Source organism: Phenylobacterium sp., assembly GCF_041920015.1.
Lineage (GTDB): Bacteria > Pseudomonadota > Alphaproteobacteria > Caulobacterales > Caulobacteraceae > Phenylobacterium.
Window position 1 is genome coordinate 71,029 of record NZ_JAYRST010000003.1, and the last position, 23,323, is coordinate 94,351.

Annotated in this window: 25 protein-coding genes; 10 read left to right on the forward strand and 15 right to left on the reverse strand. The window is 69.1% G+C overall.

Going from position 1 to position 23,323, the window contains the following annotated elements; translation table 11 throughout:
* Positions 1–98: 98 nt before the first annotated feature.
* Positions 99–629: a methylated-DNA--[protein]-cysteine S-methyltransferase gene (locus ACE3TL_RS01520; protein WP_374576896.1), complete on the reverse strand. Its 531-nt coding sequence runs from the start codon at positions 627–629 to the stop codon at positions 99–101.
* Entirely contained in the window at positions 613–2,109 is a 1,497-nt protein-coding gene (locus tag ACE3TL_RS01525; RefSeq protein WP_374576897.1) for an AlkA N-terminal domain-containing protein, read from the reverse strand. Before ACE3TL_RS01525 ends, ACE3TL_RS01520 begins: the two co-directional genes overlap by 17 nt.
* 251 nt (positions 2,110–2,360) lie before the next feature.
* Here ACE3TL_RS01525 and cysD point away from each other — a divergent pair, with 251 nt between their 5' ends.
* Both cysD and cysN read left to right on the forward strand, forming a co-directional pair.
* Entirely contained in the window at positions 2,361–3,290 is a 930-nt protein-coding gene (gene cysD, locus ACE3TL_RS01530) for a sulfate adenylyltransferase subunit CysD (protein WP_374576922.1), read from the forward strand.
* Between the two features lie 108 nt (positions 3,291–3,398).
* Positions 3,399–5,303: a sulfate adenylyltransferase subunit CysN gene (cysN, locus tag ACE3TL_RS01535; protein ID WP_374576898.1), complete on the forward strand. Its 1,905-nt coding sequence runs from the start codon at positions 3,399–3,401 to the stop codon at positions 5,301–5,303.
* Between the two features lie 13 nt (positions 5,304–5,316).
* On the opposite strand, the gene ACE3TL_RS01540 is transcribed toward cysN, so the two are convergent.
* The 6 genes from ACE3TL_RS01540 to ACE3TL_RS01565 form a co-directional block, all read right to left on the reverse strand.
* Entirely contained in the window at positions 5,317–5,583 is a 267-nt protein-coding gene (locus tag ACE3TL_RS01540) for a Txe/YoeB family addiction module toxin (protein ID WP_374576899.1), read from the reverse strand.
* Positions 5,580–5,834 carry a type II toxin-antitoxin system Phd/YefM family antitoxin gene (locus ACE3TL_RS01545; RefSeq protein WP_374576900.1) on the reverse strand — a complete coding sequence of 85 codons (255 nt, stop codon included), beginning with the start codon at positions 5,832–5,834 and terminating at the stop codon, positions 5,580–5,582. Before ACE3TL_RS01545 ends, ACE3TL_RS01540 begins: the two co-directional genes overlap by 4 nt.
* A 55-nt stretch (positions 5,835–5,889) precedes the next feature.
* Positions 5,890–6,534, reverse strand: coding sequence for a carboxymuconolactone decarboxylase family protein (locus ACE3TL_RS01550; protein WP_374576901.1), 645 nt, complete (start codon positions 6,532–6,534; stop codon positions 5,890–5,892).
* A gap of 4 nt (positions 6,535–6,538) precedes the next feature.
* Positions 6,539–7,069 (reverse strand): VOC family protein, encoded by a 531-nt coding sequence (locus ACE3TL_RS01555; protein WP_374576902.1) that lies wholly within the window; start codon positions 7,067–7,069, stop codon positions 6,539–6,541.
* A 14-nt stretch (positions 7,070–7,083) separates the two neighbouring features.
* Positions 7,084–8,103, reverse strand: a complete 1,020-nt coding sequence (locus tag ACE3TL_RS01560) for an NAD(P)-dependent alcohol dehydrogenase (RefSeq protein WP_374576903.1) — start codon at positions 8,101–8,103, stop codon at positions 7,084–7,086.
* Positions 8,104–8,178: 75 nt separating this feature from the next.
* A complete protein-coding gene (locus ACE3TL_RS01565) occupies positions 8,179–9,339 on the reverse strand; it encodes an MFS transporter (protein ID WP_374576904.1) in 1,161 nt (386 codons plus the stop codon).
* Positions 9,340–9,448: 109 nt separating this feature from the next.
* On the opposite strand from ACE3TL_RS01565, the gene ACE3TL_RS01570 reads away from it, so the two are divergent.
* The 4 genes from ACE3TL_RS01570 (at position 9,449) to ACE3TL_RS01585 (ending at position 13,279) form a co-directional block, all read left to right on the forward strand.
* The gene (locus ACE3TL_RS01570; protein WP_374576905.1) at positions 9,449–10,072 is read left to right on the forward strand and encodes an exopolysaccharide biosynthesis protein; all 624 of its coding nucleotides are present in this window, start codon (positions 9,449–9,451) and stop codon (positions 10,070–10,072) included.
* Between the two features lie 97 nt (positions 10,073–10,169).
* Positions 10,170–11,447 carry an aminotransferase class III-fold pyridoxal phosphate-dependent enzyme gene (locus ACE3TL_RS01575; protein ID WP_374576906.1) on the forward strand — a complete coding sequence of 426 codons (1,278 nt, stop codon included), beginning with the start codon at positions 10,170–10,172 and terminating at the stop codon, positions 11,445–11,447.
* Between the two features lie 22 nt (positions 11,448–11,469).
* The gene (locus ACE3TL_RS01580; RefSeq protein ID WP_374576907.1) at positions 11,470–12,894 is read left to right on the forward strand and encodes an amidase; all 1,425 of its coding nucleotides are present in this window, start codon (positions 11,470–11,472) and stop codon (positions 12,892–12,894) included.
* A 52-nt stretch (positions 12,895–12,946) separates the two neighbouring features.
* Positions 12,947–13,279: a hypothetical protein gene (locus ACE3TL_RS01585; protein ID WP_374576908.1), complete on the forward strand. Its 333-nt coding sequence runs from the start codon at positions 12,947–12,949 to the stop codon at positions 13,277–13,279.
* A 22-nt stretch (positions 13,280–13,301) separates the two neighbouring features.
* Here the strand turns inward: ACE3TL_RS01585 and ACE3TL_RS01590 are convergent, their stop codons facing one another.
* The 3 genes from ACE3TL_RS01590 to rlmJ are packed head-to-tail and all read right to left on the reverse strand — an operon-like array spanning position 13,302 to position 16,744.
* Complete coding sequence (locus ACE3TL_RS01590; RefSeq protein ID WP_374576910.1) at positions 13,302–15,308, reverse strand: AsmA family protein; 2,007 nt, start codon at positions 15,306–15,308, stop codon at positions 13,302–13,304.
* 48 nt (positions 15,309–15,356) lie between these two features.
* Positions 15,357–15,920, reverse strand: coding sequence for a sugar transferase (locus ACE3TL_RS01595; RefSeq protein ID WP_374576911.1), 564 nt, complete (start codon positions 15,918–15,920; stop codon positions 15,357–15,359).
* Complete coding sequence (gene rlmJ, locus ACE3TL_RS01600) at positions 15,920–16,744, reverse strand: 23S rRNA (adenine(2030)-N(6))-methyltransferase RlmJ (protein ID WP_374576912.1); 825 nt, start codon at positions 16,742–16,744, stop codon at positions 15,920–15,922. The genes ACE3TL_RS01595 and rlmJ overlap by 1 nt, the downstream gene beginning before the upstream one ends.
* Before the next feature lie 87 nt (positions 16,745–16,831).
* Here rlmJ and ACE3TL_RS01605 point away from each other — a divergent pair, with 87 nt between their 5' ends.
* From ACE3TL_RS01605 to ACE3TL_RS01615, 3 genes are all read left to right on the forward strand, one after another.
* A complete protein-coding gene (locus ACE3TL_RS01605; protein WP_374576913.1) occupies positions 16,832–17,851 on the forward strand; it encodes a DNA topoisomerase IB in 1,020 nt (339 codons plus the stop codon).
* A gap of 72 nt (positions 17,852–17,923) precedes the next feature.
* Positions 17,924–19,141: an LLM class flavin-dependent oxidoreductase gene (locus ACE3TL_RS01610; protein WP_374576914.1), complete on the forward strand. Its 1,218-nt coding sequence runs from the start codon at positions 17,924–17,926 to the stop codon at positions 19,139–19,141.
* Positions 19,138–19,965: an arylamine N-acetyltransferase gene (locus ACE3TL_RS01615; protein ID WP_374576915.1), complete on the forward strand. Its 828-nt coding sequence runs from the start codon at positions 19,138–19,140 to the stop codon at positions 19,963–19,965. The genes ACE3TL_RS01610 and ACE3TL_RS01615 overlap by 4 nt, the downstream gene beginning before the upstream one ends.
* A 13-nt stretch (positions 19,966–19,978) precedes the next feature.
* Here the strand turns inward: ACE3TL_RS01615 and ACE3TL_RS01620 are convergent, their stop codons facing one another.
* Positions 19,979–20,959 (reverse strand): aldo/keto reductase, encoded by a 981-nt coding sequence (locus ACE3TL_RS01620; protein ID WP_374576916.1) that lies wholly within the window; start codon positions 20,957–20,959, stop codon positions 19,979–19,981.
* A 66-nt stretch (positions 20,960–21,025) separates the two neighbouring features.
* Positions 21,026–21,289 (reverse strand): hypothetical protein, encoded by a 264-nt coding sequence (locus tag ACE3TL_RS01625; RefSeq protein ID WP_374576917.1) that lies wholly within the window; start codon positions 21,287–21,289, stop codon positions 21,026–21,028.
* Positions 21,290–21,599: 310 nt separating this feature from the next.
* Here ACE3TL_RS01625 and ACE3TL_RS01630 point away from each other — a divergent pair, with 310 nt between their 5' ends.
* Positions 21,600–21,875, forward strand: coding sequence for a hypothetical protein (locus ACE3TL_RS01630; protein ID WP_374576918.1), 276 nt, complete (start codon positions 21,600–21,602; stop codon positions 21,873–21,875).
* A 49-nt stretch (positions 21,876–21,924) separates the two neighbouring features.
* Here the strand turns inward: ACE3TL_RS01630 and ACE3TL_RS01635 are convergent, their stop codons facing one another.
* Both ACE3TL_RS01635 and ACE3TL_RS01640 read right to left on the reverse strand, forming a co-directional pair.
* Positions 21,925–22,134 (reverse strand): YbdD/YjiX family protein, encoded by a 210-nt coding sequence (locus ACE3TL_RS01635; RefSeq protein WP_374576919.1) that lies wholly within the window; start codon positions 22,132–22,134, stop codon positions 21,925–21,927.
* A 4-nt stretch (positions 22,135–22,138) separates the two neighbouring features.
* The coding region (locus ACE3TL_RS01640) for a carbon starvation CstA family protein (RefSeq protein WP_374576920.1) at positions 22,139–23,323 on the reverse strand (1,185 nt) is incomplete at its 5' end.

Genomic DNA, 23,323 nt, shown 5'->3' on the forward strand with positions numbered 1-23,323 from the left:
CCCATACGTCCGATACGATTCCGGCGAGCATCGTTATACGACAGTCGCCTGCGGCCAGCGATGCGGCGGAACATGAAATTTCGGTCATGTGCCGGGCGTCAGGCCGCTGCGCGGAAACTCGCCCCTTCGTGGGTCAGCAGCCAGCGCTTGCGCTCCAGCCCGCCACCATAGCCGGTCAGGCTCCCGTCCGAGCCGATGACGCGGTGGCATGGGACCACCACGCCCACCGGATTGGCGCCGTTGGCCAGGCCCACCGCCCGGACCGCGCTGGGCCGTCCGATCCGCTCGGCAAGCTGCTTGTAGGTCACGGTTTCACCGACCGGGATCGCGCAGAGCGCGGTCCAGACGCTGCGCTGGAAGTCGGTGCCGCCGGTGCGCCAGGAGATCGCGGCCAGCGCCGTCAAGTCTCCAGCGAAATAGGCGTCCACCGCCTCGCGGATCACGGCCGGCGCACGGCCTTCGACCAGCGTCGTCGGCGGGTTTTGCCGACGCAGCAGCAGGCGCAGGCGCGCCTCGTGGCTGGTCCAGTCGAAGGCGCGCAGGACGCCTTGCGCATCGGCGACGAGGATCGCTTCGCCGACGGGGGTCGGCAGACGCTCGAGGATCAATGTTTCAGGCGGCTTCGACATGTTTGGCGTCCGTGGGGCTCTTGGGGTCGGCGGCCCAGAGATGGGAAGCCGCATAGGCGCGCCAGGGCCGCCAGCGCTCGGCCCGGGCCAACAGTTCGGCGGCGGTGGGGCGGCGGCCATCCGGCCCCTCCAGCGCCCGCATCAGGCCGATGTCGGCGCTGGGGAAGGCGTCGGGTTCGCGCAGGGCGCGCATGGCGATGTACTGGGCGGTCCATTCGCCGATCCCCGGCAAGGCGCGCAGGGCCGCGACCGCTTCGTCCAGGCTGCGGCGCGCGCCGAACAGGTCTGGGTCGGTCGCGGCGGCGCCAGCCAGGCCGACCAGGGCCCGCCCACGCGCCCGCGGCATGGCCAGGGTCTCGACATCGGCCAGGGCCAGTTGCTCGGGCGTCGGGAAGAAGCAGGTCAGGCCCAGCGCATTGGCCGCCTCGTCTTCCAGCGGCGATCCGTAGGATGCGGCGATCTTGCCGGCCAGCATCCGCGCGGCGTGCACAGTGATCTGCTGGCCCAGCACCGCGCGCACCGCCAACTCGAAGCCGTCCCAGGCGCCGGGCGCGCGCAAGCCGGGGCGGGCGGCCACCATCGGCGCTAGGTCCGGGTCTTCCGACAGATGGACGGCGATCACCGCCGGGTCTGCGGCCAGGTCGAACACTCGGCGCACGCGCGCCAGCACGGCGGGCCAGGCCTGGACCTTCGCAAAGCGCAGGGTGACGCGCAGGCTCGCCCCCTCGCCCGGCTCGATCATCACCACGCCGCGCGCCTCGCCCACCGCCAGGGTGCGGGCGTAGCGGCCGTTCCGAACACTCTCCACGCCCGGAATGGCGCGAGCGGCCAGGAACGCGATCATCGCCTCCCAATCGTAGGGAGGGCGATAGGCCAACTGAATGGCGACAGCCCCGCCCTGGCCCGCGGCGATCTCGGCCCCGCCCAGCCGGCGGAGCTTGGCCGGCGGGCGGTCGAAGAGCTGCTGGAAGGTCTCGTTGAAGCGCCGCACGCTGCCGAAGCCAGCGGCCAGGGCGACCTCGGCCATCGGCATACGGGTCTCGTGGATCAATTGCTTGGCCAGCAGCACGCGGCGCGTCTGGGCCACCGCCACGGGCGAGGCGCCCAGATGCTGTTGGAACAGCCGGCGAAGCTGGCGCTCGCCTACACCCAACCGCTCCGCCAGGGCCTCAACATCGCCGCCATCCAGCGCCCCGCTCTCGATCAGGGCCAGCGCCCGCGAGACGGTGTTCGAGGTCCCGCGCCAGGAGCCGAGATCGGGCGAGGTTTCCGGCCGGCAGCGCAGGCAAGGCCGAAATCCCGCTTCCTGGGCCGCGGCGGCCGAGCGGAAGAACCGCATGTTCTCGCGCTTGGGCGTCCTGGCCGGGCAGATCGGCCGGCAATAGATCCCTGTGCTCCTCACACCACAGAAGATGCGTCCGTCGAAGCGGGCGTCGCGCATCTGGAAGGCGCGGTAACAGGCGTCGTCGTCCATATCCATGCAGCGATCATCGGCCTTGGCGCAGCGGCTGTCTCGCGGTTTTCGGACATGGCCGCGAGGCGATGCGCGACTTTCGGACGCCGCCATTTTCCTCGGTCTCCTGTCAGGAAAACTCTATCGTCAGCGGCCGCCGCGTCCCGTAATCCCTCGGCCAGGGCCAAACCGCATGTCGCATCGCCAGCGACAGGCGGCTATTTCGTCATTAGATTTCCAGGCTGCGGCCCGAGGTTCACGTGCAAGGTACAGCCCTGATGCAGGCGCCGGCGCCGGTCATCGCCCCCGAAACCCTGACCCATCTCCAGCGCCTGGAAGCCGAGAGCATCCACATCATGCGCGAGGTGGCGGCCGAGGCCGAGCGCCCGGTCATGCTCTATTCCATCGGCAAGGACTCGGCCGTGATGCTGCATCTGGCGGCCAAGGCCTTCTATCCGTCCAAGCCCCCGTTCCCGCTTCTGCACGTCGACACCACCTGGAAGTTCCGGGCGATGTACGAGATGCGCGAGCGCATGGCCAAGGAGCTCGGCTTCGAGCTGCTGGTCCACAAGAACCCCGAGGCCGTGGCGCGGAACATCAATCCGTTCGACCACGGAAGCGCCCTGCACACCGACATCTGGAAGACCGAGGGCCTGAAGCAGGCGCTCGACAAGTACGGCTTCGACGCGGCCTTCGGCGGCGCGCGCCGCGACGAGGAGAAGTCCCGCGCCAAGGAGCGCATCTTCTCGTTCCGCTCGGCCCAGCACCGCTGGGACCCGAAAAACCAGCGCCCCGAACTCTGGCGGCTCTACAACACCCGCAAGAATCCCGGCGAGAGCATCCGGGTGTTCCCGATCTCCAATTGGACCGAGCTGGACATCTGGCAGTACATCCACCTCGAACAGATCCCGATCGTGCCGCTCTACTTCTCGGACGTCCGTCCGGTGGTCGAACGCGACGGCGCGCTGATCATGGTCGACGACGAGCGGATGCCCCTGCGCGAGGGCGAGGTCCCGATGCAGAAGTCGGTGCGCTTCCGCACCCTCGGCTGCTATCCGCTGACCGGCGCAGTCGAAAGCACCGCCGCCACCCTGCCTGAAATCATTCAGGAAATGCTGCTGACCACTACTTCCGAGCGCCAGGGCCGGATGATCGACCACGACCAGGCCGCCTCGATGGAGAAGAAGAAGCAGGAGGGCTACTTTTGAGACCTCCGCTCATCCCCGCGCAGGCGGGGACCCAAGCTGAATCAATGAGGTACGCGCCGAGGGGCCGTCTAGGTTCCCGCCTGCGCGGGAATGAGCGGATTTAACTGTATGGCCCACCAGTCCGCCCTCATCGCCGAAGACATCGAAGCCTATCTCGCCGCGCACGAGCGCAAGAGCCTGTTGCGGTTCCTGACCTGCGGGTCGGTGGACGACGGCAAGTCGACCCTGATCGGCCGCCTGCTCTACGATTCCAAGATGATCTTCGAGGACCAGCTCGCCGCCCTCGAAGCGGACTCCAAGAAGGTCGGGACGCAAGGCGGCGACATCGACTTCGCCCTGCTGGTCGACGGCCTGGCCGCCGAGCGCGAGCAAGGCATCACCATCGACGTCGCCTACCGCTTCTTCTCGACCGACAAGCGCAAGTTCATCGTCGCCGACACCCCCGGCCACGAGCAGTACACGCGCAACATGGTCACCGGCGCCTCGACGGCCGACGCCGCCGTCATCCTGATCGACGCGCGCAAGGGCGTACTGACCCAGACGCGGCGGCACTCGTATCTCGTCAGCCTGCTCGGCATCCGCCACGTGATCCTGGCGGTCAACAAGATGGACCTGGTCGGCTGGGATCGGCAGGTTTTCGACGCGATCTTGCAGGAATACGCCGATTTCGCCGCCCAGATCGGCATCCAGGACTACACGGCCATCCCGATGTCGGCCCTGAAGGGCGACAACATCACCACCGCCAGCGATGCTGCGCCCTGGTACGACGGCCCGGCCCTGATGCCTCTGCTGGAGAGCCTGCCGGTCGAGGACGACCAGCGGGAAAAGCCGTTCCGCATGCCCGTCCAGTGGGTGAACCGGCCGAACCTCGATTTCCGCGGTTTCTCGGGCCTGATCTCGTCGGGGACGGTCCGGCCGGGCGACAGGATCAAGGCCCTGCCCTCAGGCCGCGAAAGCACGGTCGAGCGCATCGTCACCTTCCGCGGCGATCTGGACGTGGCGGTCGCCGGCCAGTCGGTGACCCTGACCCTGGCCGACGAGATCGACATCTCGCGCGGGGACGTGATCGCCGAGGCCGGATCGCCGCCGCCGGTGGCCGACCAGTTCGAGGCGACCCTGGTCTGGATGGACGACGAGGCCATGCTGCCCGGCCGACCCTATCTTCTGAAGGTCGGCGCGCGGGTGGTGTCGGCCCAGGTCACCGAGCCGAAGTACAAGATCAACGTCAACACCCTGGAGCGCCTGGCCGCCAAGCGGCTGGAGCTCAACGAGATCGGGGTCTGCAACCTCTCGCTCGATGCGCCGATCGCCTTCGACGCCTATGCCGAGAACCACGACCTCGGCGGCTTCATCCTGATCGACCGGCTGAGCAATCGCACGGTCGGCGCGGGCATGCTGCACTTCGCCCTGCGCCGCAGCCAGAACATCCACTGGCAGGCGCTGGACGTCGACAAGGCCTCACGCGCGGCGCTGAAGGGCCAACGCGGCCGCGTGGTCTGGCTGACCGGCCTCTCCGGTTCGGGCAAGTCGACCATCGCCAACCTGGTCGAAAAGCGCCTGCACGCCGACGGGCGCCACACCTACCTGCTCGACGGCGACAATGTCCGCCACGGCCTCAACAAGGACCTCGGCTTCACCGACGAGGACCGGGTCGAGAACATCCGCCGGGTGGCCGAGGTCGCCAAGCTGATGGTCGACGCCGGCCTGATCGTGCTGGTCTCGTTCATCTCGCCGTTCCGCGCCGAACGACGCATGGCGCGCGAACTGCAGGCCGAAGGCGATTTCGTCGAGGTCTATGTGGACACCCCGCTGTCGGTCGCCGAGCAACGCGATGTGAAGGGCCTCTACCGAAAGGCGCGGGCGGGCGAACTCAAGAACTTCACCGGCATCGACAGCCCCTACGAGGCGCCCGAGAACGCCGAGATCGTCATCGACACCACCGCCATGACCGCGGCCGACGCCGCCGAGAAGATCGTCGCCTGGCTGGAAGGCGAACTCGACTACTCGATCTGACCGCCGCCCTACCTCAGTAGTGGAATCGACATTGGGCGATTTCCAGTTGCTGGGCTTCGCCCCCACCTGCGATGCGATAGACGAGGCGGTCTTCGAGCGTAATGCGGCGCGACCACCAGCCCTGCAGATCGCCGCGCAAGGGTTCCGGCTTGCCCGTTCCCTTGAAGGGTGAACGCATGCACTCCTTGATGAGGCCGTTCAGCCTTTCGAGGGTGTTGGGATCGGCGGCCTGCCAGTGAAGGTAATCTTCCCAGGCCCTGGCGGCGAAGACCAGCTTCACGGCTCGATCAGGTCGCGCTCAATCCCGTCGCCAGCATCGAGTTGACGGATCGCCTCGGCCAGCCGCGCGGCGTTGGCCGGGTTGGACATCAGATGCAGGGTTTCATCCATGGCGTTCCAATCGGCCAGAGAGACCATCACCACCGCCTCCCCACGCTTGCGGGTGATGACCACCGGCGCACGGTCTTCCACCACGCGGTCCATCACGTCCTTCAGGTTTGCACGGGTGTCGGAATAGGTCAGCACGTCCATGAGGGCCTCCAGGCCTCCTATATGTACAACTGATCGTACAATTTCAAGACACCTCCTATTCCGCCCTCCGCCCGGTATCCAGGAAGTCGCGGCCGCTGAAGCCCTCCGGTGCGGCGACCTCCACGATCGGGTCGTCGCGGTCGTCCCATTCCGTGCGCAGCGCCCGGCTCATCACCGCATGCATGTCGTAGAGACAGGTGATGTAGGTGAGTTCGAGGATCTCATCGTCGGAGAGGAAGGCCTTGAGCGCGGCGAACACCGGTTCGGGCGTGCGCCCGCCTTGCAGCGCCAGGCAGTCGGCATAGGCCAGCACCGCGCGTTCGTCAGCCGTATAGCAGTCGGCGACCTGCCAGTTGGGGACTGCGGCGATGCGATCCTCGGAGACGCCCAGGCCGCGGAGCGACTTGCAGTGCTGGGAGAAGACGAACTGGCTGCCCTTGGCCCAGCCCACGCGGGTCTGGGCCAGTTCGCGCAGCACCGGGTCCAGCTTGCGGTCGGGACTGCGATAGAGCGCGAAGCCGCGGCTGGCGTGCTCCAGCACGTCGGGCACGAGGGCGAAGACCGTCCACCAGTCGCCGGGCGTACCGGTGCTGGTCCCGGGTTCTGCAACCGGGTCGCGGTCGCCGAACAGCAGGTCGTAGGTGCGCTGGACGATCTTGGAGTCGGCCTCCACGCGCGAAACCTGACGCAGGCGCGGCATAGCCCTACACTTCCACGCGGACGGCTCGCGCCGGCTCGTGCCGGATGTCGTCCGGGCCGAAGGCCTTGGTCGTCGCCGCCAGCTCCAGCATGATCCCGTTCGGGTCGGTGAAATAGACCGAGCGGAAGAAGACCCCCGGATGGTTCTCGGCGCTGACGCCCATCGGGCTGTCGTCGTGGTTGACCACCATGTTCGGCAGCACCTTCACCCCGGCGTCGACCAGCCGCTGGCGGTATTCGTCCAACTTCTCCTCGGGCACGTTGAAAGCGACATGGTTCATCGAGCCGATGGCCGACTTCGCCTCCTCCGGGAACGATTTCACCGAAGCGATCCCCGGCGCTGCGGGCGGGGCGTCCGGCCACCAGAAGAAGGCGACGCTGTCGCCGCCGCCGCAGTCGAAGAAGAAGTGCTGGCCGCCGTCCGGCAGGGCGACAGTCTTGTAGAGCGGCATGCCGAGGACTTCGGTGTAGAATTTCACCGTCTCCTCCATGTCGCGGCAGACCAGGGCCAGATGGTTGATACCCGTCGTACGCATCGCCTGCTCCTTGGCTAGAACTGGAGAACGATCTTCCCGAAATGCTCGCCGCCCTGCATAGCGCGGAAGGCGGCCGCCGCATCGGTCCATGCGAACACCTTGTCGACCACCGGCTCGATCCGATGCAGCTCGATGGAGCGGCACATGGCTTCGAACATGTCGCGCGAACCGACCGAGAGGCCCTGAAGTCGGGCGCTGTTGCCGATCAGCGCGCCGGGATGCACGCCCTCGGTCCCGCCAGCCACCACGCCGATGACGGCGATGTGGCCGCCGATGCGTACGGCCCGCAGGCTCTGCTGCATGGTGCCTGCGCCGCCGACCTCCATGACGAAGTCGGCGCCGACACCGCCGGTCGCAGCGCGGACCGCGCCGGCCCAATCCTCGGTGGTGCGATAGTTGACCGTATGGTTCGCGCCCAGCGCTTGGGCCCGCGTAAGCTTCTCGTCCGAGGACGAGGTGATCACGGTGCGATAGCCCGCCGCGTGGGCGAACTGCAGGCCGAAGATCGAGACCCCGCCGGTCCCCTGCAACACCACCGTGTCGCCCGGCTCCAGCCGCGCATCTTCGAAGAGCCCCCGCCAGGCGGTCAGGGCCGCACAGGGCAAGGTGGCGACCTGCTGGTCGGTGAGGAAGTCGGGAACCTTCGAGACGCCGTCCTGGCTGAACACCGCCAGTTCGCGGCCGGCGCCGGGGATCGGGAAACCGAGGGCCGAGGTCAGCTTCTCCAGGGTCGGGCGGCCGGAAATCCAGTTCTGGAAGAACAGGGTCGCGACCCGGTCACCGACCGCGACCCGCGTCACGCCCGGGCCGACCGCCTCGACCACGCCGCAGCCGTCGGAAAAGGGCGTGATGGCCTCGCCGGCGCCGGCCGAACCGCGGCTGTATACGCCGCCCACCATCAGCAGGTCGCGATAGTTCAGCGACACCGCCTTCATGCGGATCAGGACCTCGCCCGGTCCGGGCGCCGGATCGGGCGCCTCGACGACCTTGAGGGCGTCCAGGCCCCAGGGCGCGGCGACTTCCAAGGCCCGCATGCATGTCCTCCCAGACGGTCGTTGCGGGAATAGTCGCCCCTTCGCGGGGACCCGCAAGACTGTCGTCGCGGAAAGTCAGGCGTCGAGCCGCTTGACCCCGTAGAGCCGCAGAGCGCCGAGAACGCCCAGGGCCGACATCGCCGCCATGGCCAAATATCCCTTGGCCCCGACCTGATCGTAGAGCCAGCCCGAGCCGATGGTCGCGATCCCCATGAGGAAGCCGCCCGACAGCGCGGAATTGATCGTCTGGGCCGCCGAGGCGTTGGCCGGGGTCGACAGCCGCTCGACCAGTTGGAGCGAGGCCAGGAAGGTCGCCGCAAAGGTGAAGGTGTGCAGCACCTGCAACGGCGCGACCATCCAGAGCGGCGGCGAAAAGGCCAGGACGCTCCACCGCACCAGGGCGGCGAGGCCGCCCAGCATGAGCAGGTTGCGCGGACCGACACGCCGCCGCCAGGGCTCCATGAACCACATGAAGCCGACCTCGACCGCGACGCCCAGCCCCCATAGCAGGCCGGTCATGCTTTCGGGCAATCCCTGCTGTTTCCAGGTGAGGGCGGAGAACGAGTAGTAGAAGGCGTGGGCCGACTGGATCAGGCCCACCGACACCACCGCCAGCATGAAATGGCGGTCGCGCACCAGGTCGCCCAGACCGGCCAGCCGCTCGGAAAACCGGCTCGTCTCGCCGCCCTCTCGCACCGTGTCGGGCGGCAGCAGGCTCCGCGACGCCGCGGCGGCCGTCATGGCGGCGCCAGCGATCCAGACCAGCACGAGTTCGGGCGAGTAGCGCGCCAGCAAGGCGCCCACCGCGACATTGGCGACGATGTAGGCGACCGAGCCGATGCCGCGCGCAAAGCCGTAGTTGAAACCGTCCAGGCCCGCGCGCCGGAAGACGATCACGTCGGTCAGCGGGACCATGGTCGAAACCAGGGTCGAGGCGACGAACCAGACCCCGAACCACCAGGCCAGGCCGAACGGCGCGGCCAGCAGGCCATAGGCCAGCGCGGCGGCGAACCCCATGAGCGCCAACGGGGTGCGGCGCAGGCGGAAACTGTCGGCCCACATGGCGATGGCCGGCGCGCTCACCGCCCGCGCCAGCATGGGCGCCGACAGGATCAGGCCAATCTCCGCGCCATTGAGCCCCCGGTGGGCGAACCATACCGGAATGTAGGGCGCGCTGGCCCCCGTGCCGACGAACAGGGCCGCATAGACGAGACCGAGGCGCACCGGCTGGGACATCGACGTTATCTAGAGCGAGTCGCAGGCCAACAATCGTGTGACATGCCGCCTTTTCGCCACGGCTTTGCCTTTCGCTGCGGCGCCTGGCCATGTTAGCGCCAAGCTTGAAATGTCCGAACATCGAGAAGCCGCCAGCGTCACCGAACTGCTTGAACTGATCGCCGGGCGAGCGGGCGATGCGGTGTCGGTGGCCGACCTGCTGGAAACCTTCGGCGACCGCGCCTTCGGGGCGCTGATGTTCGTGTTCGCCGCGCCGCTGGTGCTGCCGATGCCGCCGGGCGTCTCGGCCCTGCTGGGCGCGCCGCTGATCTTCATCACCGCCCAGTGGACCATGGGCCGCAAGACCCTGTGGCTGCCCAAGGCGCTGCTGGCGCGCACCATTCCGATGGCGGACTTCCGGGCGCTGGTCGTCAAGCTGAAGCCGCACCTGGCGCGGTTGGAGCGGCGGCTGCGGCCGCGCCTGACCTTCATGTACAACCCGCTGGGCGACCGGCTGGTCGGCGCCCTGTGCTTCATCCTGGCGCTGATCGTGTTCCTGCCGATCCCGTTCGGGAACATGCTGCCGTCCTTCGCCATCGCCGCCTTCGCCATCGGCGGGGCCGAACGGGACGGGCTGGCCGCGGTGGTCGGCTGGATCGCGGCCATCGCCTCGATCCTGGTGCTGGTGCTGCTGATCAAGCCGATGATCGCGGCGATGCTGGCCTTCTTCTCGGCCCTGGTCGGGATGTTCTGAGCGCGCGGCGGGCGCGCCGCCACGGACTCTCTTCGGTTGCCGATGCGCCAGGGCCGCGTAAGGTTCGTGAAAACGGCCCTGTCGATGGAGGTGTCCCATGACGCGTGCAAGCAGCCAAGACCGCGCCCTGCGCGAGCGCGCGGCCGCGGTGATCCCCGGCGGCATGTACGGACACCAGGCGGTCGGCCTGCTGCCGGACGACTATCCGCAGTTCTTCAAGCGCGGCGACGGCGCGCACATCTGGGACGTCGACGGCAACCGATACCTCGACCTGATGTGCGCCTATGGCCCCAATCTGTTCGGCTACGCCCATCCCGAGATCGACGCGGCCTATGTGCGCCAGCTCGGCCTGGGCGACACCCTGACCGGTCCGACCGCCCTGATGGTGCGGCTGGCCGAGGAAATGACCGAGATGGTCGGTCACGCGGCCTGGGCGATGTTCTGCAAGAACGGCACCGACGCCACGACCATGGCGCTGATGACTGCGCGGGCGCACACCCGCCGCAAGACCATCGTGCGGGCCAAGGGCGCCTATCACGGCGCGGCTCCCTGGTGCACGCCACGGCCGGCCGGGACCATCGAGACCGATCACGCCCATCATATCTTCTGCGACTACAACGACGTCGCCAGCCTGGAAGAGGCCGTGGCGCAGGCCGGCGACGACCTGGCGGCGATCTTCGCCGCCCCCTTCAAGCACGACGCCTTCATCGACCAGGCCCAGCCGGACCTCGCCTACGCCCGCAAGGCCCGCGAGCTGGCCGACGCGACCGGCGCCCTGCTGATCGTCGACGACGTACGCGCGGGCCTGCGCATCGCGCGCGACTGCTCGTGGAGCGTCATCGGGGTGGAGCCCGACCTCTCGACCTGGGGCAAGTGCATCGCCAACGGCCACCCGATCTCGGCGCTGCTGGGGTCGGAAAAGGCGCGCAAGGCGGCCGCCGCCATCTATGTGACCGGCTCCTACTGGTTCCAGGCCGCGCCGATGGCCGCGGCGCTGGAGACCCTGCGGCTGGTGCGCACCACCGACTATCTCGAACGCATCACGGCCATGGGCGAGCGCCTGTCGGCGGGCCTGGTCGAGCGGGCGGCGGCGAACGGGCTTGGCCTGCGCCACACCGGCCCCGGCCAGATGCCGCTCTATCTGTTCGAGGACGACCCGGACCTGCGCAAGGGGTTCTTCTTCGTCTCGCAGATGCTGGACCGGGGCGTCTACCTGCATCCCTGGCACAACATGTTCCTCTGCGCGGCGATGACCGACGCCGACATCGACGGCGTGCTGAACGCCGCCGAGGACGCGTTCGCCGCCCTCAGGCGCGAAGGGCCGGGCCTGGCGCCGGTCGCCAAGCTGGCCTTCCTGGCCGGCGGCCAAAGATAAGATCTTTCAAAGGGGTAGGATGATGGACGCCTTTTCCGACTATGACGGCCTGGGCCTCGCCGAGCTGGTGGCCAAGGGCGAGGTGACGCCCCTGGAGCTGACCGAGGCGGCCATCGAGCGGATCGAGCGCCACAACCCCGCCCTCAACGCCGTCGTCTACAAGGCCTATGACGAGGCTCGGCAGGTCGCCAAGGGGCCGCTGCCCGACGGGCCGTTCAAGGGCGTGCCGTTCCTGATCAAGGACCTGGCCGTGCCGGTCGCCGGCTGGCCGCGCACCTGCGGCAGCCGCTTCGCCGCCGGCCTGGTCGACACCGACGACTGCGGCCTGACCCGTCGATACCGCGAAAGCGGCGTGGTGCTGCTGGGCAAGACCAATACGCCCGAATACGGCATCACCGGGGTGACCGAGGGCGGCTATCTGGGCGCCTGTCGCAATCCCTGGAACCCCGACCATGTCTCGGGCGGCTCGTCCGGCGGGGCGGCCTCGGCGGTGGCCAGCGGCATGGTTCCCCTCGCCCACGCCAGCGACGGCCTCGGCTCGATCCGCATCCCGGCCGCCTGCTGCGGGCTGGTGGGGCTGAAGGTCACCCGCGACCGCAATCCGAACCTGCCCGACGGCGACAACTACGCCATGGGCTTTTCGGTCGACCATGTGGTGACCCGCACCGTGCGCGACAGCGCCGCCATGCTGGACGCCACCGGCCGCCCCGAGCCGGGCGCGCCGTTCGAGGCGCCGCACAAGGAGCGGCCCTACATGGAGGAGATCGAGCGCAGTCCGGGGCGCCTGCGCATCGCCTGGTCCTCCGAGACCCCGGCCGGCCGGCCCATCGACCCGCAGGTACAGGCGGCGCTGGAACGCACCGCCGATCTTCTGAAGCGGCTGGGCCACGACGTCTGCGAAAAGGGCCTGGGCATCGACTACCGCGCGCTCTACACCGCCCGCGCGCCGGTCTCGGGGGCCAACTTCGCCGCCAATATCGCACGGCTGGCGGCCCAGCTCGGCCGCGAGCCGCAGGAGCATGAGCTGGAGCCCCTGACCTGGGCGACGCTGAAGAGCGGGCGCAAGGTCACCGGCGAGCAGGCGTTCCGGGGCTGGCAGGACCTGCGCGACCTCAACCGCAAGACCCTGCTGTTCTTCGAGGACGTCGACGTCTATCTCTGCCCGGTGCTGGGCACGCCGGTGCCCAAGGTCGGCCACATCGACCCCGTCGCCGTCGAGCCGCGCGAACTGAACAAGCGCCAGAGCGCGGCCTTCCCCTATACGCCGCCGTTCAATTTCTCCGGCCAGCCGTCGCTGTCCCTGCCGCTGGAAATGGACGAGGACGGCCTGCCGATCGGCATGATGTTCACCGCCCGCTTCGCCGACGAGGCCACATTGCTGCGCCTGGCCGCCCAACTGGAGAAAGAAGCTCCCTGGAAGGTTCGCCAGCCGCGTCTGTGGGGCTAGAAAGCGTCACGCCGTCCGCGTTAGCTTGGCTCCAGGATTCTAGGAGTTTTACATGAGCGACCGGATCGAACGGCCCTGGGCCCTGATGCGCCATCACGCGGGCTGGGCCGACGTCTTCCATATCGAGAACGAGACGGCGGACTCGATCACCGGCTTCTATCCCGACCGCGAGACGGTCGGCCCGCCCGTGAACTACAGCGTGCGCGCGGTGCTGGCCCGCTTCCCGACCATGGAGGCCGCCCGCGCCGCCCGCGAGGGCGCGGTGCTGGAATGGCGCAAGCACGACGCGGCCGTGCGCGAGGCCGAGGACAAGCTGCGCGCAGCCGAGAAGGCGCGCGAGGACGCCTGGCTGACCTGCCTGCGCGGCGCGGCCAACGGCGGCTGAGAAGACCTCCCTAGAGCATGCTCTAGCGGCGCGCTGGTCCCGAGATCGGCGCGCCCTGGCGGCCGGCCTGGGCGATCAGAGCGCCGCAGGCCGCGTCGTCCGCCTCCCCCAGGTCCACGAACGGCAGCACCGCCGCCAGCGGCGAGACCAGCGCCCCCAGCGCCGCGGCGATCCCGCCCTGGGCCACGACATTGGAGGTCTCCACGCCGATCTTCGGCTGGACGATCGGCCCCTGCACCGTCACCGGCGCCAGCACCCGGATCAGTTGCGGCCGCTTCGGGCGGCCTGAAATCCGCAGGTCGAGTTGCTCGCTACGCAGGTCGATCCGCCCCTCCCCGACGCCCAGGACCGGCTCGGTGTCGAAGATGATCCGGTTGGCGGTCAGGACGCCGTTCCGCGCCTGGAAGTGCGCCACGGCGCAACGCAGGTCGGTCTTGCTCTGGTCCTTGGCGAGCAGCAGGCCCAGCCCCCTCACCACATTGACGCCCAGCAGTTCGGCGAAGGCCGCGCGGATCTCGCCGCTGGGCACGACCACCAGGACCTGGCCGTCGGCGTGGGCGGCGGCTTCGCGCACCGAGGCGCCGGCGCCGCTCAGCTTCGCGCGTCCGACCAGGCCGCCGGTCAGGGGCGCAGCGCCGCCGCCACGGATGGGGATGAGCTGCTCCAACCGCGCCTTGGAGAGCCGCAGGTCCAGGCTGGTCACCGGCGTATCCTTGCGGCCGTCCAGTTGGACCTGACCGGCGATGGCGCCCTGCGGAAGGTCGAAGCGCAGCGGGTCGGCCGTGAGCAGGCCCTTGTCCAGCTTGACCCGCACCGATCCGGCCCGCAGCGGCAGCATGGCGTCGCGGATGCCTGCGGCGCGATAGGTCACGTCCGCGTCGATGGCGCGGATGCGGCGCAGGTCGAGCCTGGCGTCGGGCAGGAAACGCCGCTGGGCGGCCAGTTGCGCGCCGGTCGCCTTCTGGCCCTCGGAAGCGGTCTCGCCCGCACGCCGAGACGGGGCGCCGCCGAACAGGGTGGCCAGGTCGTCGAAATCCAGGCTGCGCGAGCGAAGGTCGGCCTTCAGGAACGGCCGCGCGCCCGAGGCGTCCACGGAAAGTTCGCCGGCCATGTCGCTGTCGCCGATCCGCCCGCCGATGCCGCCCGCCCGCCACAGCTTCTGCTGGCGCGCCAGCTTGGCCGACAGCCGGTAGGGCGGCGAGTTGGGGAACGGCACGCCGGTCAGGTCGTAGAGATCGGCCAGGTCCGCGCCGCTGGCGCTCACCTGGGCTTCCATCTGGCCAAAGTCGAACGGCTTGAGGATCGCGCCCTTGGCGAGGATCTGCGTGGAACCGGCCCTGACGTCGGCGTCGAACCGATAGGGCTTGTCCGGCTGAAGGTTCAGCAACGGCCCGCCGCGCACCTCCAGCCGAAAGGGCGCGGCCTTGATCGCTCCTTGGCCAGTCAGGGTGAAGCCGCGATCCGAACCGCCGGCCTGCTCGGCGGCGTTCAAGGTCGCGGCGAGGGTGAGACGCCGCCCTGCATCGGTGAATTTCAGGCGCCCGTCGCGAATGGTGAAATCGCGGATCGGCGGCAGGCGCAGCGGCCCGCCCGCCGTGCTCTTGCGCGACAGCGACCAGTTGGCGCGCCCTTTGGCGTCGCGGATCAGATCGAAGGCGGGCCGCTCCAGCGCCAGGCGGCGCATCATCAGCTTGCCGCGCAGCAGGGGCCAGAGCTCGATCTGGACGTCGAGCCGCGGGATCTCGGCCAGGCGTCCCTGCCCGGCCCAGGCCGGATTGCCGATGCGCAGCCCCTGGACCGAGGCGCTGGGCGCAGCGCTGAACAGCCGAACGTCGAGGTCGCCGGTGATCGCCACCTCCCGCCCGGTGCGCGCCGAGGCGAGGCTGCCGATCGGGCCGCGCAGCAGGTTCCAGTCGAGGACGGCCAGGGCGAGCGCCGCACCGCCCAGAACGGCCAGCGTCCCGCCGCTCCAGAGGAGGGTCTTCCTGCGCCGTGCGAACCACGGCCTGTGTTCAGTCGATTGCTCCACGCGTCGGCTCCGAAAGGGCGAAACGCGCGAAGGGCGGTCAGGTTGGGCTCAATGCCTCACGCCGCGGCCCGAAAAGGCGGCGACGAGGGTGACCAGGATGATCTTCAGGTCGAGCAGCAAACCTTGCCGCGCGAGATATTCGGCGTCCAGCCGGGCCTTCTCCGGCACTGGGAGATCGTCGCGGCCGTTGATCTGCGCCCAGCCGGTGACGCCGGGGCGCAGGGCGTCCACGCCCGCCGCCGTGCGCAGGGCGACGAGGTCATCCTGGTTGAACAGGGCCGGTCGCGGCCCGACCAGGCTCATGTCGCCGGTCAGCACGCTCCAGAGCTGGGGCAACTCGTCAAGGCTGCTGCAGCGCAGGAACCGCCCCAGCGGCGTGATCCAGGCGTCGGGGTCGGGCAACAGGTGGGTGGCGACATTGGGCGCGCCGATCCGCATGGTGCGGAACTTCGGCATCTTGAAGATCGCATTGAAGCGCCCGACCCGGCTGGACCAGTGCAGCGCCGGGCCCGGGCTGCCCAACCGCACCGCCAGGGCGATGCCAGCCAGCAAGGGCGACAGCAGGATCAGGCCCGCCAAGGCCGCCAGAATGTCGAAGGCCCGCTTGGCCATCAGCCGGCGGTCCAGACCTGCGCCTTGCCGCCCTGCCCGAGGCGCGAGACAGTCCAGTCGCAGATCTCGCCGAGCGGCGCCTCGAACCCATCCGGCGCATTGGCCAGCACCAGGGCGCAGCCGTTCATCTTCATCGGATCGCTCAGCGGGCGCATGCGCGCCTCGGCCGCCAGCAACGGTCGGCCATAGGCGTCCTCGGCCTCGCGAAGGAAGGCGTCGAAGGTCTCCAGATCCTTGAGCGGCGTCCAGATCATCACCACCGCCTGCGGCGACTTGCGGGCGATCTTCGCCAGGGCCTGGACGCAGCGCTCGTAGTCGTCGCTCTTCTCGAACGGCGGATCGATCAGGACCAGGGTGCGAGCGGCCGTGTCGATCCGCTTGGGAACCTCGACATAGCCGTCCGCGCAGGCGGTGCGCGCCGCGGACCAGCCAACCAGGGCCTCGCCGAGGGCCGAATGCTCCTGCGGCCGCAGTTCGCAGCCGAGATAGGCGTCGCCCTTGCGCAGCGCGCCGGCGACCAGCATGGGCGAGCCCGGATAGAGCGCCGTCTCCCCGCCGCCGTTGAGCTGGGCGACCGCCTTGCGCAGCCCGGCGAACGCGGGAGGAAGATCGCGCGCCTGCATGAGCTGGATCACGCCCTCCTCGGCCTCGCCCGAGCGTTGGGCCTCCTCGCCGCTCAGGTCGTAGAGGCCCCGCCCGGCGTGGGTGTCGAACACCTGCAGCGGCCGCGGATCGGCCTGCATGCGCTCCAGAAGCTGCAGCAGGGCGGCGTGCTTGACGAGATCGGCGAAATTGCCGGCGTGGAAGGCGTGGCGGTAGTTCACGAGAAGCCTCGGCGGAACCGGGGACGGCGAGCCCCCGTTTGTGTGGCGCTTCCTGCCACGTCTCGCCGCGAACTCCAAAGGCGCTCCATGCCCCGCGACGCCGAGGCCCCGGCCACGCCGGGCCTCACCTATGTCAACGACGGCGATCCAGGGCTGGCCCGGATCTCGACGCCGCAAGGCGTGGGCTATCGCGACGCTGGAGGCCGGCCGATCAAGGACCGGGCCGTGCTGGAGCGGATCGCCGCCCTGGTCATCCCGCCGGCCTGGACCGAGGTCTGGATCTGCCCCGATCCCGACGGTCACGTCCAGGCCACCGGCCGCGACGCGCGCGGTCGCAAGCAGTACCGCTATCACGACGCCTGGCGACAGGCGCAGGACCACGCCAAGTTCGAGCGCACCATCGCCTTCGGCCGCGCCCTGCCCAGGCTGCGCCGACGGGTCGAGACCGACCTGCGGCGCAAGGGCGTCTCGCGCGAGAAGGTGCTGGCCGCGGTGGTGCGGCTGATGGAGCTGACCCTGATCCGTGTCGGCAACGACGAATACGCCAAGGCGAACAAAAGCTTCGGCCTGACCACCCTGCGCGACCGCCACGCCGCCATCACCACGACCGGCGCGACGTTCGAGTTCCGCGGCAAGTCGGGAAAGCTGCATCGCACGGCCTTCCACGACCGCCGCCTGGCCCGGATCGTCAAGGCCTGCCAGGACATTCCGGGCCAGAGGCTCTTCCAGTACCTGGACGCCGACGGCGTTCGCCACCCGGTCGAGTCCTCCGACGTGAACGCCTACATCCGCGCGGCCGTCGGCGAGCAGTTCTCGGCCAAGGACATCCGCACCTGGGCCGGCACCCTGGCGGCCGCCCGGGCGCTGGTCGAACCGCCCGGCCCGGTGAGCGCGCCCGAGGCGAAGCGGCGCGTCGTCACCACCGTCAAGGCGGTCGCCGCCCTGCTGGGCAACACCGCGGCCGTCTGCCGCGGCTCCTACATCCACCCGCTGGTGCTGGAGGCCTATGAGCGTGGCGCCTTGCCCTTGAAGCCCTCGCGCTCGCCGCGCGGCTTCGAGCTGTCCGTCCTGCGTTTCCTGGAAGCTGCGCAGGCGGGCGTGCGTTGACGGGGGGTCAGTCTGGCGCTGGCCGAGGAACAGGCGTTAGCCTGACCGCCTGACGCCGTGGGAGGTGGTGAGATGCTCGGGACCAAACTGCGCTTCGGCGCCTTCATCGCGCCGTTCCATCCGATCGACGAGAACCCCACCCTGGCCATCCAGCGCGACCTGGAGCTGGTGCAGTGGATGGACCAGCTCGGCTACGAGGAAGCCTGGATCGGCGAGCACCATTCGGCCGCCTACGAGTTGATCGCCAGCCCCGAGGTGTTCATCGCCGCGGCGGCCGAGCGCACCAAGCACATCCGCCTGGGCACCGGCGTCGCCTCCCTGCCCTATCATCACCCGATGATGCTGGCCGACCGCATCAACCAGCTCGATCACATGACCCGCGGACGGGTGATGTTCGGCGTCGGGCCAGGCGCCTTGGTCTCGGACGCCTTCATGATGGGCATTCCGGTCGCCAAGCAGCGCGACCGCATGGACGAGGCGCTGGACGTTCTGGTCCCGCTGATGCGCGGCGAGGTCGTCACCCACGAAAGCGACTGGTTCAGCCTGGTCAACGCCCGCCTGCAGATGGCGCCCTATTCGCGGCCGTCGGTGGAGATCGCGGTCGCCAGCCAGGTCTCGCCCACCGGCGCGCGGGCGGCCGGCAAGCATGGCGCGGGGCTGCTGTCGCTGGGCGCCACCACCAGCGCCGGCTTCAACTCGCTCGCCGCCAATTGGGCCATCGCCGAGGAGCAGGCCGCCGCCCACGGCCAGGCCATGGACCGCAGCCGCTGGCGGCTGGTCGGCCAGATGCACATCGCCGAGACCAAGGACAAGGCGATCGAGCAGATTCGCTTCGGGCTGGAGAAGTGGATCTACTACTTCCGCGAGATCGCCAACCTGCCCATGGTGCCCGACAACTTCTCCGGCGATCCGGTCGAGGCCTATCTGGCCCTGGGCCAGGCGGTGGTGGGAACGCCCGACGAAGCGATCGAGCGCCTCCAGCAACTGGTCGACGAAAGCGGCGGCTTCGGCTGCTTCCTGCTGATGGCGCACAACTGGGCGCGCTGGGAGGACACCAAGCGCTCCTACGAGATGATCGCCCGCTATGTCGTCCCGCACTTCCAGCAGCTCAACGTCAACCGGCGCGCGTCGATGGAGTGGGTCGGCGCCAACAAGAGCGAGTTCACCAGCCAGACGCGCGCTGCGGTCGGCGCGCGCATCGTCTCGCACATGATGGAGAAGGGCGCCGAGAACATCCGGCCCGAGATCGTGGCGATGATCCAGGGCGCAGGGCAGCCGCCCAAGTCATGAGCGGCATGGACGTCCAGGCCTATCTCGACCGCATCGGATACGCCGGCGTCCCACGTGTCGACCTTGCGACCCTGACCGAGCTGCACCGTCGGCACCTGCGCGCCATCCCCTATGAAAGCCTGGACGTGCTGTTGGGCGCGCCGCCCGGTCTCGATCCGGCCGCCGCCTACGACAAGATCGTGCGGCGCGGGCGCGGCGGCTGGTGCTACGAGATGAACGGCCTGCTGGCGGCCATGCTGCGCGCCATCGGTTTCCAGGTGACGGAGATGGCCGGGGCGGTGCTGCGGGTCGAGCGCGGCGCCATCACCCTTGGCAACCACCTGCTGCTGCGCGTCGATCTCGACAGGCCTTACCTCGCCGACACCGGGTTCGGCGACGGCATGATCGAGCCCGTTCCCATGACGCCAGGCGCCTATCATCGCGGCGGGTTCGACTTCCGTGTCGAGACCCTTGGAGACGAGGGCTGGATGCGGTTCCACAACCACGCCCACGGCGGGGCGGCCTATTACGACTTCCAGAACCGCCCGGCCGACCCGAACCAGCTCCTCGCCACCAGTCGCTGGCTCAGCCATTCGCCGGACTCGATCTTCACCCAGACGGCGCTCGCCTTCCGCCATGGCGAGGGCGAGGTGGTCAGCCTGGTGGGCCGAACGCTCAACTACATCCGGCCGGGCGGCAGGAGCAGCCGCCTGATCGCGACGGAACGCGAGTTCGTCGAGATCCTCCGGCGCGAATTCGGCCTCGACCTGGCGGAGGCCGCAAGGCTCTGGCCGGCGATCTGCGTCAAGCACGAGCAACTGTTCGGCGAAACCGCCGCATCCTGACCGGACCGGCGCCTCAGCCCTCGGTGTCGATCGCCGCATGCTGGGCCGGCGAATAGCGCGAGCCGGCGACCGTCTGCGGGTTCACCAGCGCCTCGACCGCCGCCATGGTCGCCGCAGACAGGCGCACCTCGGCCGCGCGGGCGTTCTCGATCATGTGGTCCGGATTGGTCGTGCCGGGGATCGGCACGATGATCTCGTCCTTCTGCAGCAGCCAGGCCAGGCAGAGCTGGGCCGGGGTGCAGCCGGCCTCTTTCGCCAGCGCCTTGAAGCCCTCCAGCAGCTTCAGATTGGCCTGGAACGCCTCGCCCTGGAACCGCGGCATGGCCCGGCGCAGGTCGCCCTCGTCCAACGCATCCGGGTCGGTCACCCGGCCGGCCAGGAAGCCGCGGGCCACCGGGCTGAACGCCACGAAAGCGATCCCGAGTTCACGGCAGGCGTCCAGCACCGCGATCTCCGGATTGCGGGTCCAGGGCGAATATTCGGTCTGCAGAGCGGTGATCGGATGCACCGCATGCGCGCGGCGCAGGGTCTGAGCCGAAACCTCCGAAAGGCCGATGGCGCGCACCTTGCCCTCCTGCACCAGCTCGGCCAGGGCGCCGACGCTGTCCTCGATGGGCACGCGCTTGTCGTAGCGATGCAGGTAATAGAGGTCGATCACGTCGGTCTTTAGGCGGCGAAGGCTGTCCTCGCAGGTCGCCTTCAGCACCGCCGGATAGCCGTTCACCTCGCGCTTGTCGCCATTGCTCAGCCCGGCCTTCGAGGCCAGCACATAGTCCCGGCGGCGATCGCCCAGAACCTCGCCCACCAGGGTCTCGTTATGGCCCATGCCGTAGACGGCTGCGGTGTCCATCAAGGTGTAGCCGGCGTCGAGCGCGCCCTTCAGCACCCGCTCGGCTTGGTCGCGGGGCGGCGGCGCGCCATAGGCGTGCGAGAGGTTCATGCACCCCAGGCCGATGGCCGAGACCTCGAACTGGCCGATTTTCCGCTTGTCCATCCGCGACGCTCCCTGACCGATTGCGTCGCGAGAAGGCGTCAGGACCTGGCCTGGGGTCAACCGCCCTTACGGGGTCAGCTTCATTTTGATGAGCACCCGGCCTGGATTGGCCAGGGCGAAGGCCTCGGGCACCTCGACCTGCTCGGCCAGCTTCTGGGCCTGGACCGCGTCGGCCCCGTCGGCGTCGACCGCCTTGCAGTCGGTGAGATTCGCGCCGCTGACCTGGCAATCGACGATCACCGCCTTGGCCACGGCCTGTTCGATCGGGGCCTGGGGCGCAGCATTGGCGCCAGCGATGACGGCGGCGGCGGCGAGAGCGGACAACAACATGGGACCTCGACGTTAACGAAGGTTACTCAATGGTGAAGCCCCTTGCTTGGCAAGTGTTTCGTTTCGGGGCTCGCGGACTTGTCCACCGCAAAGCGCGTGCCCACGGCCATGGCGCGGCTGGAAATCAGGCGCCGGCGCCTATCGAGACCGCATTCCGTCGGTGCGCTGCTGCGCCGCAACATCTTCACTTGAAGCGGCGCTCTTCAGCCGGCAGGAGACGCACAGGCGAAGCGGTCGGCCTGATTTGAACCGCCGCCATGGGAAACGCCGGGAGGTGGTTGGCTCCAACCCCTTTCCGGGAACTCAAACTATGATCCGCACCCTTGCCCTGACCGCCGCGGCCGCCCTGTCGAGCGCCGCGCCCGCCCATGCCGGCGGCGTTCGCGTCGACCTGGCCGGCAAGTCTCAAGCCCAGATCGAGGCCGACGTGGCCAAGGCCGCGCGCTCGGTCTGCTTCCGCGCGACCCGCAACGAAACCCTGGTGCTGCACGCCTACACCCGCTGCGTGAAGGCCACGACCAAGGCCAGCCTGGACACCTACGCCATGGCCCAGGCTCCGTCGAACTCGGCCCTGGCGGCGCGTTAGAATCTTGAGGAGATCGGCGAAGGCCGGCAGCGACGCCGGCCTTCGCTCGTCAGCAACAGCGGAACCCGCCCTTGCCGCCGCCATAGCGCGCATCCTGCCGGTCGCGGAAGAACTCGGCCCGCGTCATCGGCGCTTGGCCCGGATGGGTGGCGGCCATGTGCGCCACATAGGTCTCGTAGTTCGGCACGCCGACCATCAGCCGCGCCCCGTCACAGAGGCAGCGGGCCAGATCGGCGAAGGGGTTGGACGCTTTCGCCATCGCCCTACTCCGCCGCCACAGCGTCGGGATTGAACTCCCGCGCCGTCCAGCCCGGCGTCCGCAGGGCCTTCAGGCAGGCCATGACGCCGAACACGATCATGCTGACCACCACCGCGATGAAGACCGCGCACAGCGCCGCGTCGATGCGGTCGTTCCAGACGATCTTGCTCATGTCGGCCATGCTCTTGGCCGGCGCCAGCACCTGGCCCGCGGCCAGGGCCTCGCCGTACTTGCGCGCATGCGACAGGAAGCCGATCGCCGGATCGGGCGAGGCGAGCTTCTGGAAACCGGCCGTCAAGGTGCAGATGCACAGCCAGGCGGCCGGAAGCACGGTGACGAAGGCGTAGCGCTGGCGCTTCATCTTGAAGATCACCACGCTGGCCAGAATCAGGGCGACGGCCGCCAGCATCTGGTTGGAGATGCCGAACAGCGGCCAGAGCGTGTTCACCCCGCCCAGCGGGTCGGTGACGCCCTGATGCAGGAAATAGCCCCAGGCGGCCACGCAAAGCCCGGTCGCGGTCAGGTTGGCCGCCCAGGACGATGTGTCCTTGAACTTCGGAACGAAGGTTCCGAGCAGGTCCTGCAACATGAAGCGTCCGGCCCGCGTGCCTGCATCGACGGCGGTCAGGATGAACAACGCCTCGAACAGGATGGCGAAGTGGTACCAGAAGGCCATCATCGCCTTGCCGCCCAGCACGTGGGAGAAGATGTGCGCCATGCCCACGGCCAGGGTCGGCGCCCCGCCGGCGCGCGAAATGATGGTGGTCTCGCCCACGTCCCGGGCGGTCTGCTCGATCAGCGCGGCGCTGATCGGATGGCCCATGGCGCCGACGGCGGCCGAGGCGCTCTCCGCCGTCATCCCGACCACGGCGGCCGGGCTGTTCATGGTGAAATAGACGCCGGGGTCGAGAATCGAGGCGGCGATGATCGCCATGATCGCCACGAAGCTCTCCATCAGCATGCCGCCATAGCCGATGAAGCGGGCGTCGCCCTCGCTGGCGATCAGCTTGGGCGTGGTGCCCGACGAGATCAGGGCGTGAAAGCCCGAGACGGCGCCGCAGGCGATGGTGATGAACAGGAACGGGAACAGCGAGCCCGACCAGACCGGCCCGCCGCCGGCCGCGAACGGCGTGATCGCCGGCATCTGCAGTTGCGGCCGCATGATGACGATGCCGACGGCCAGGGCCAG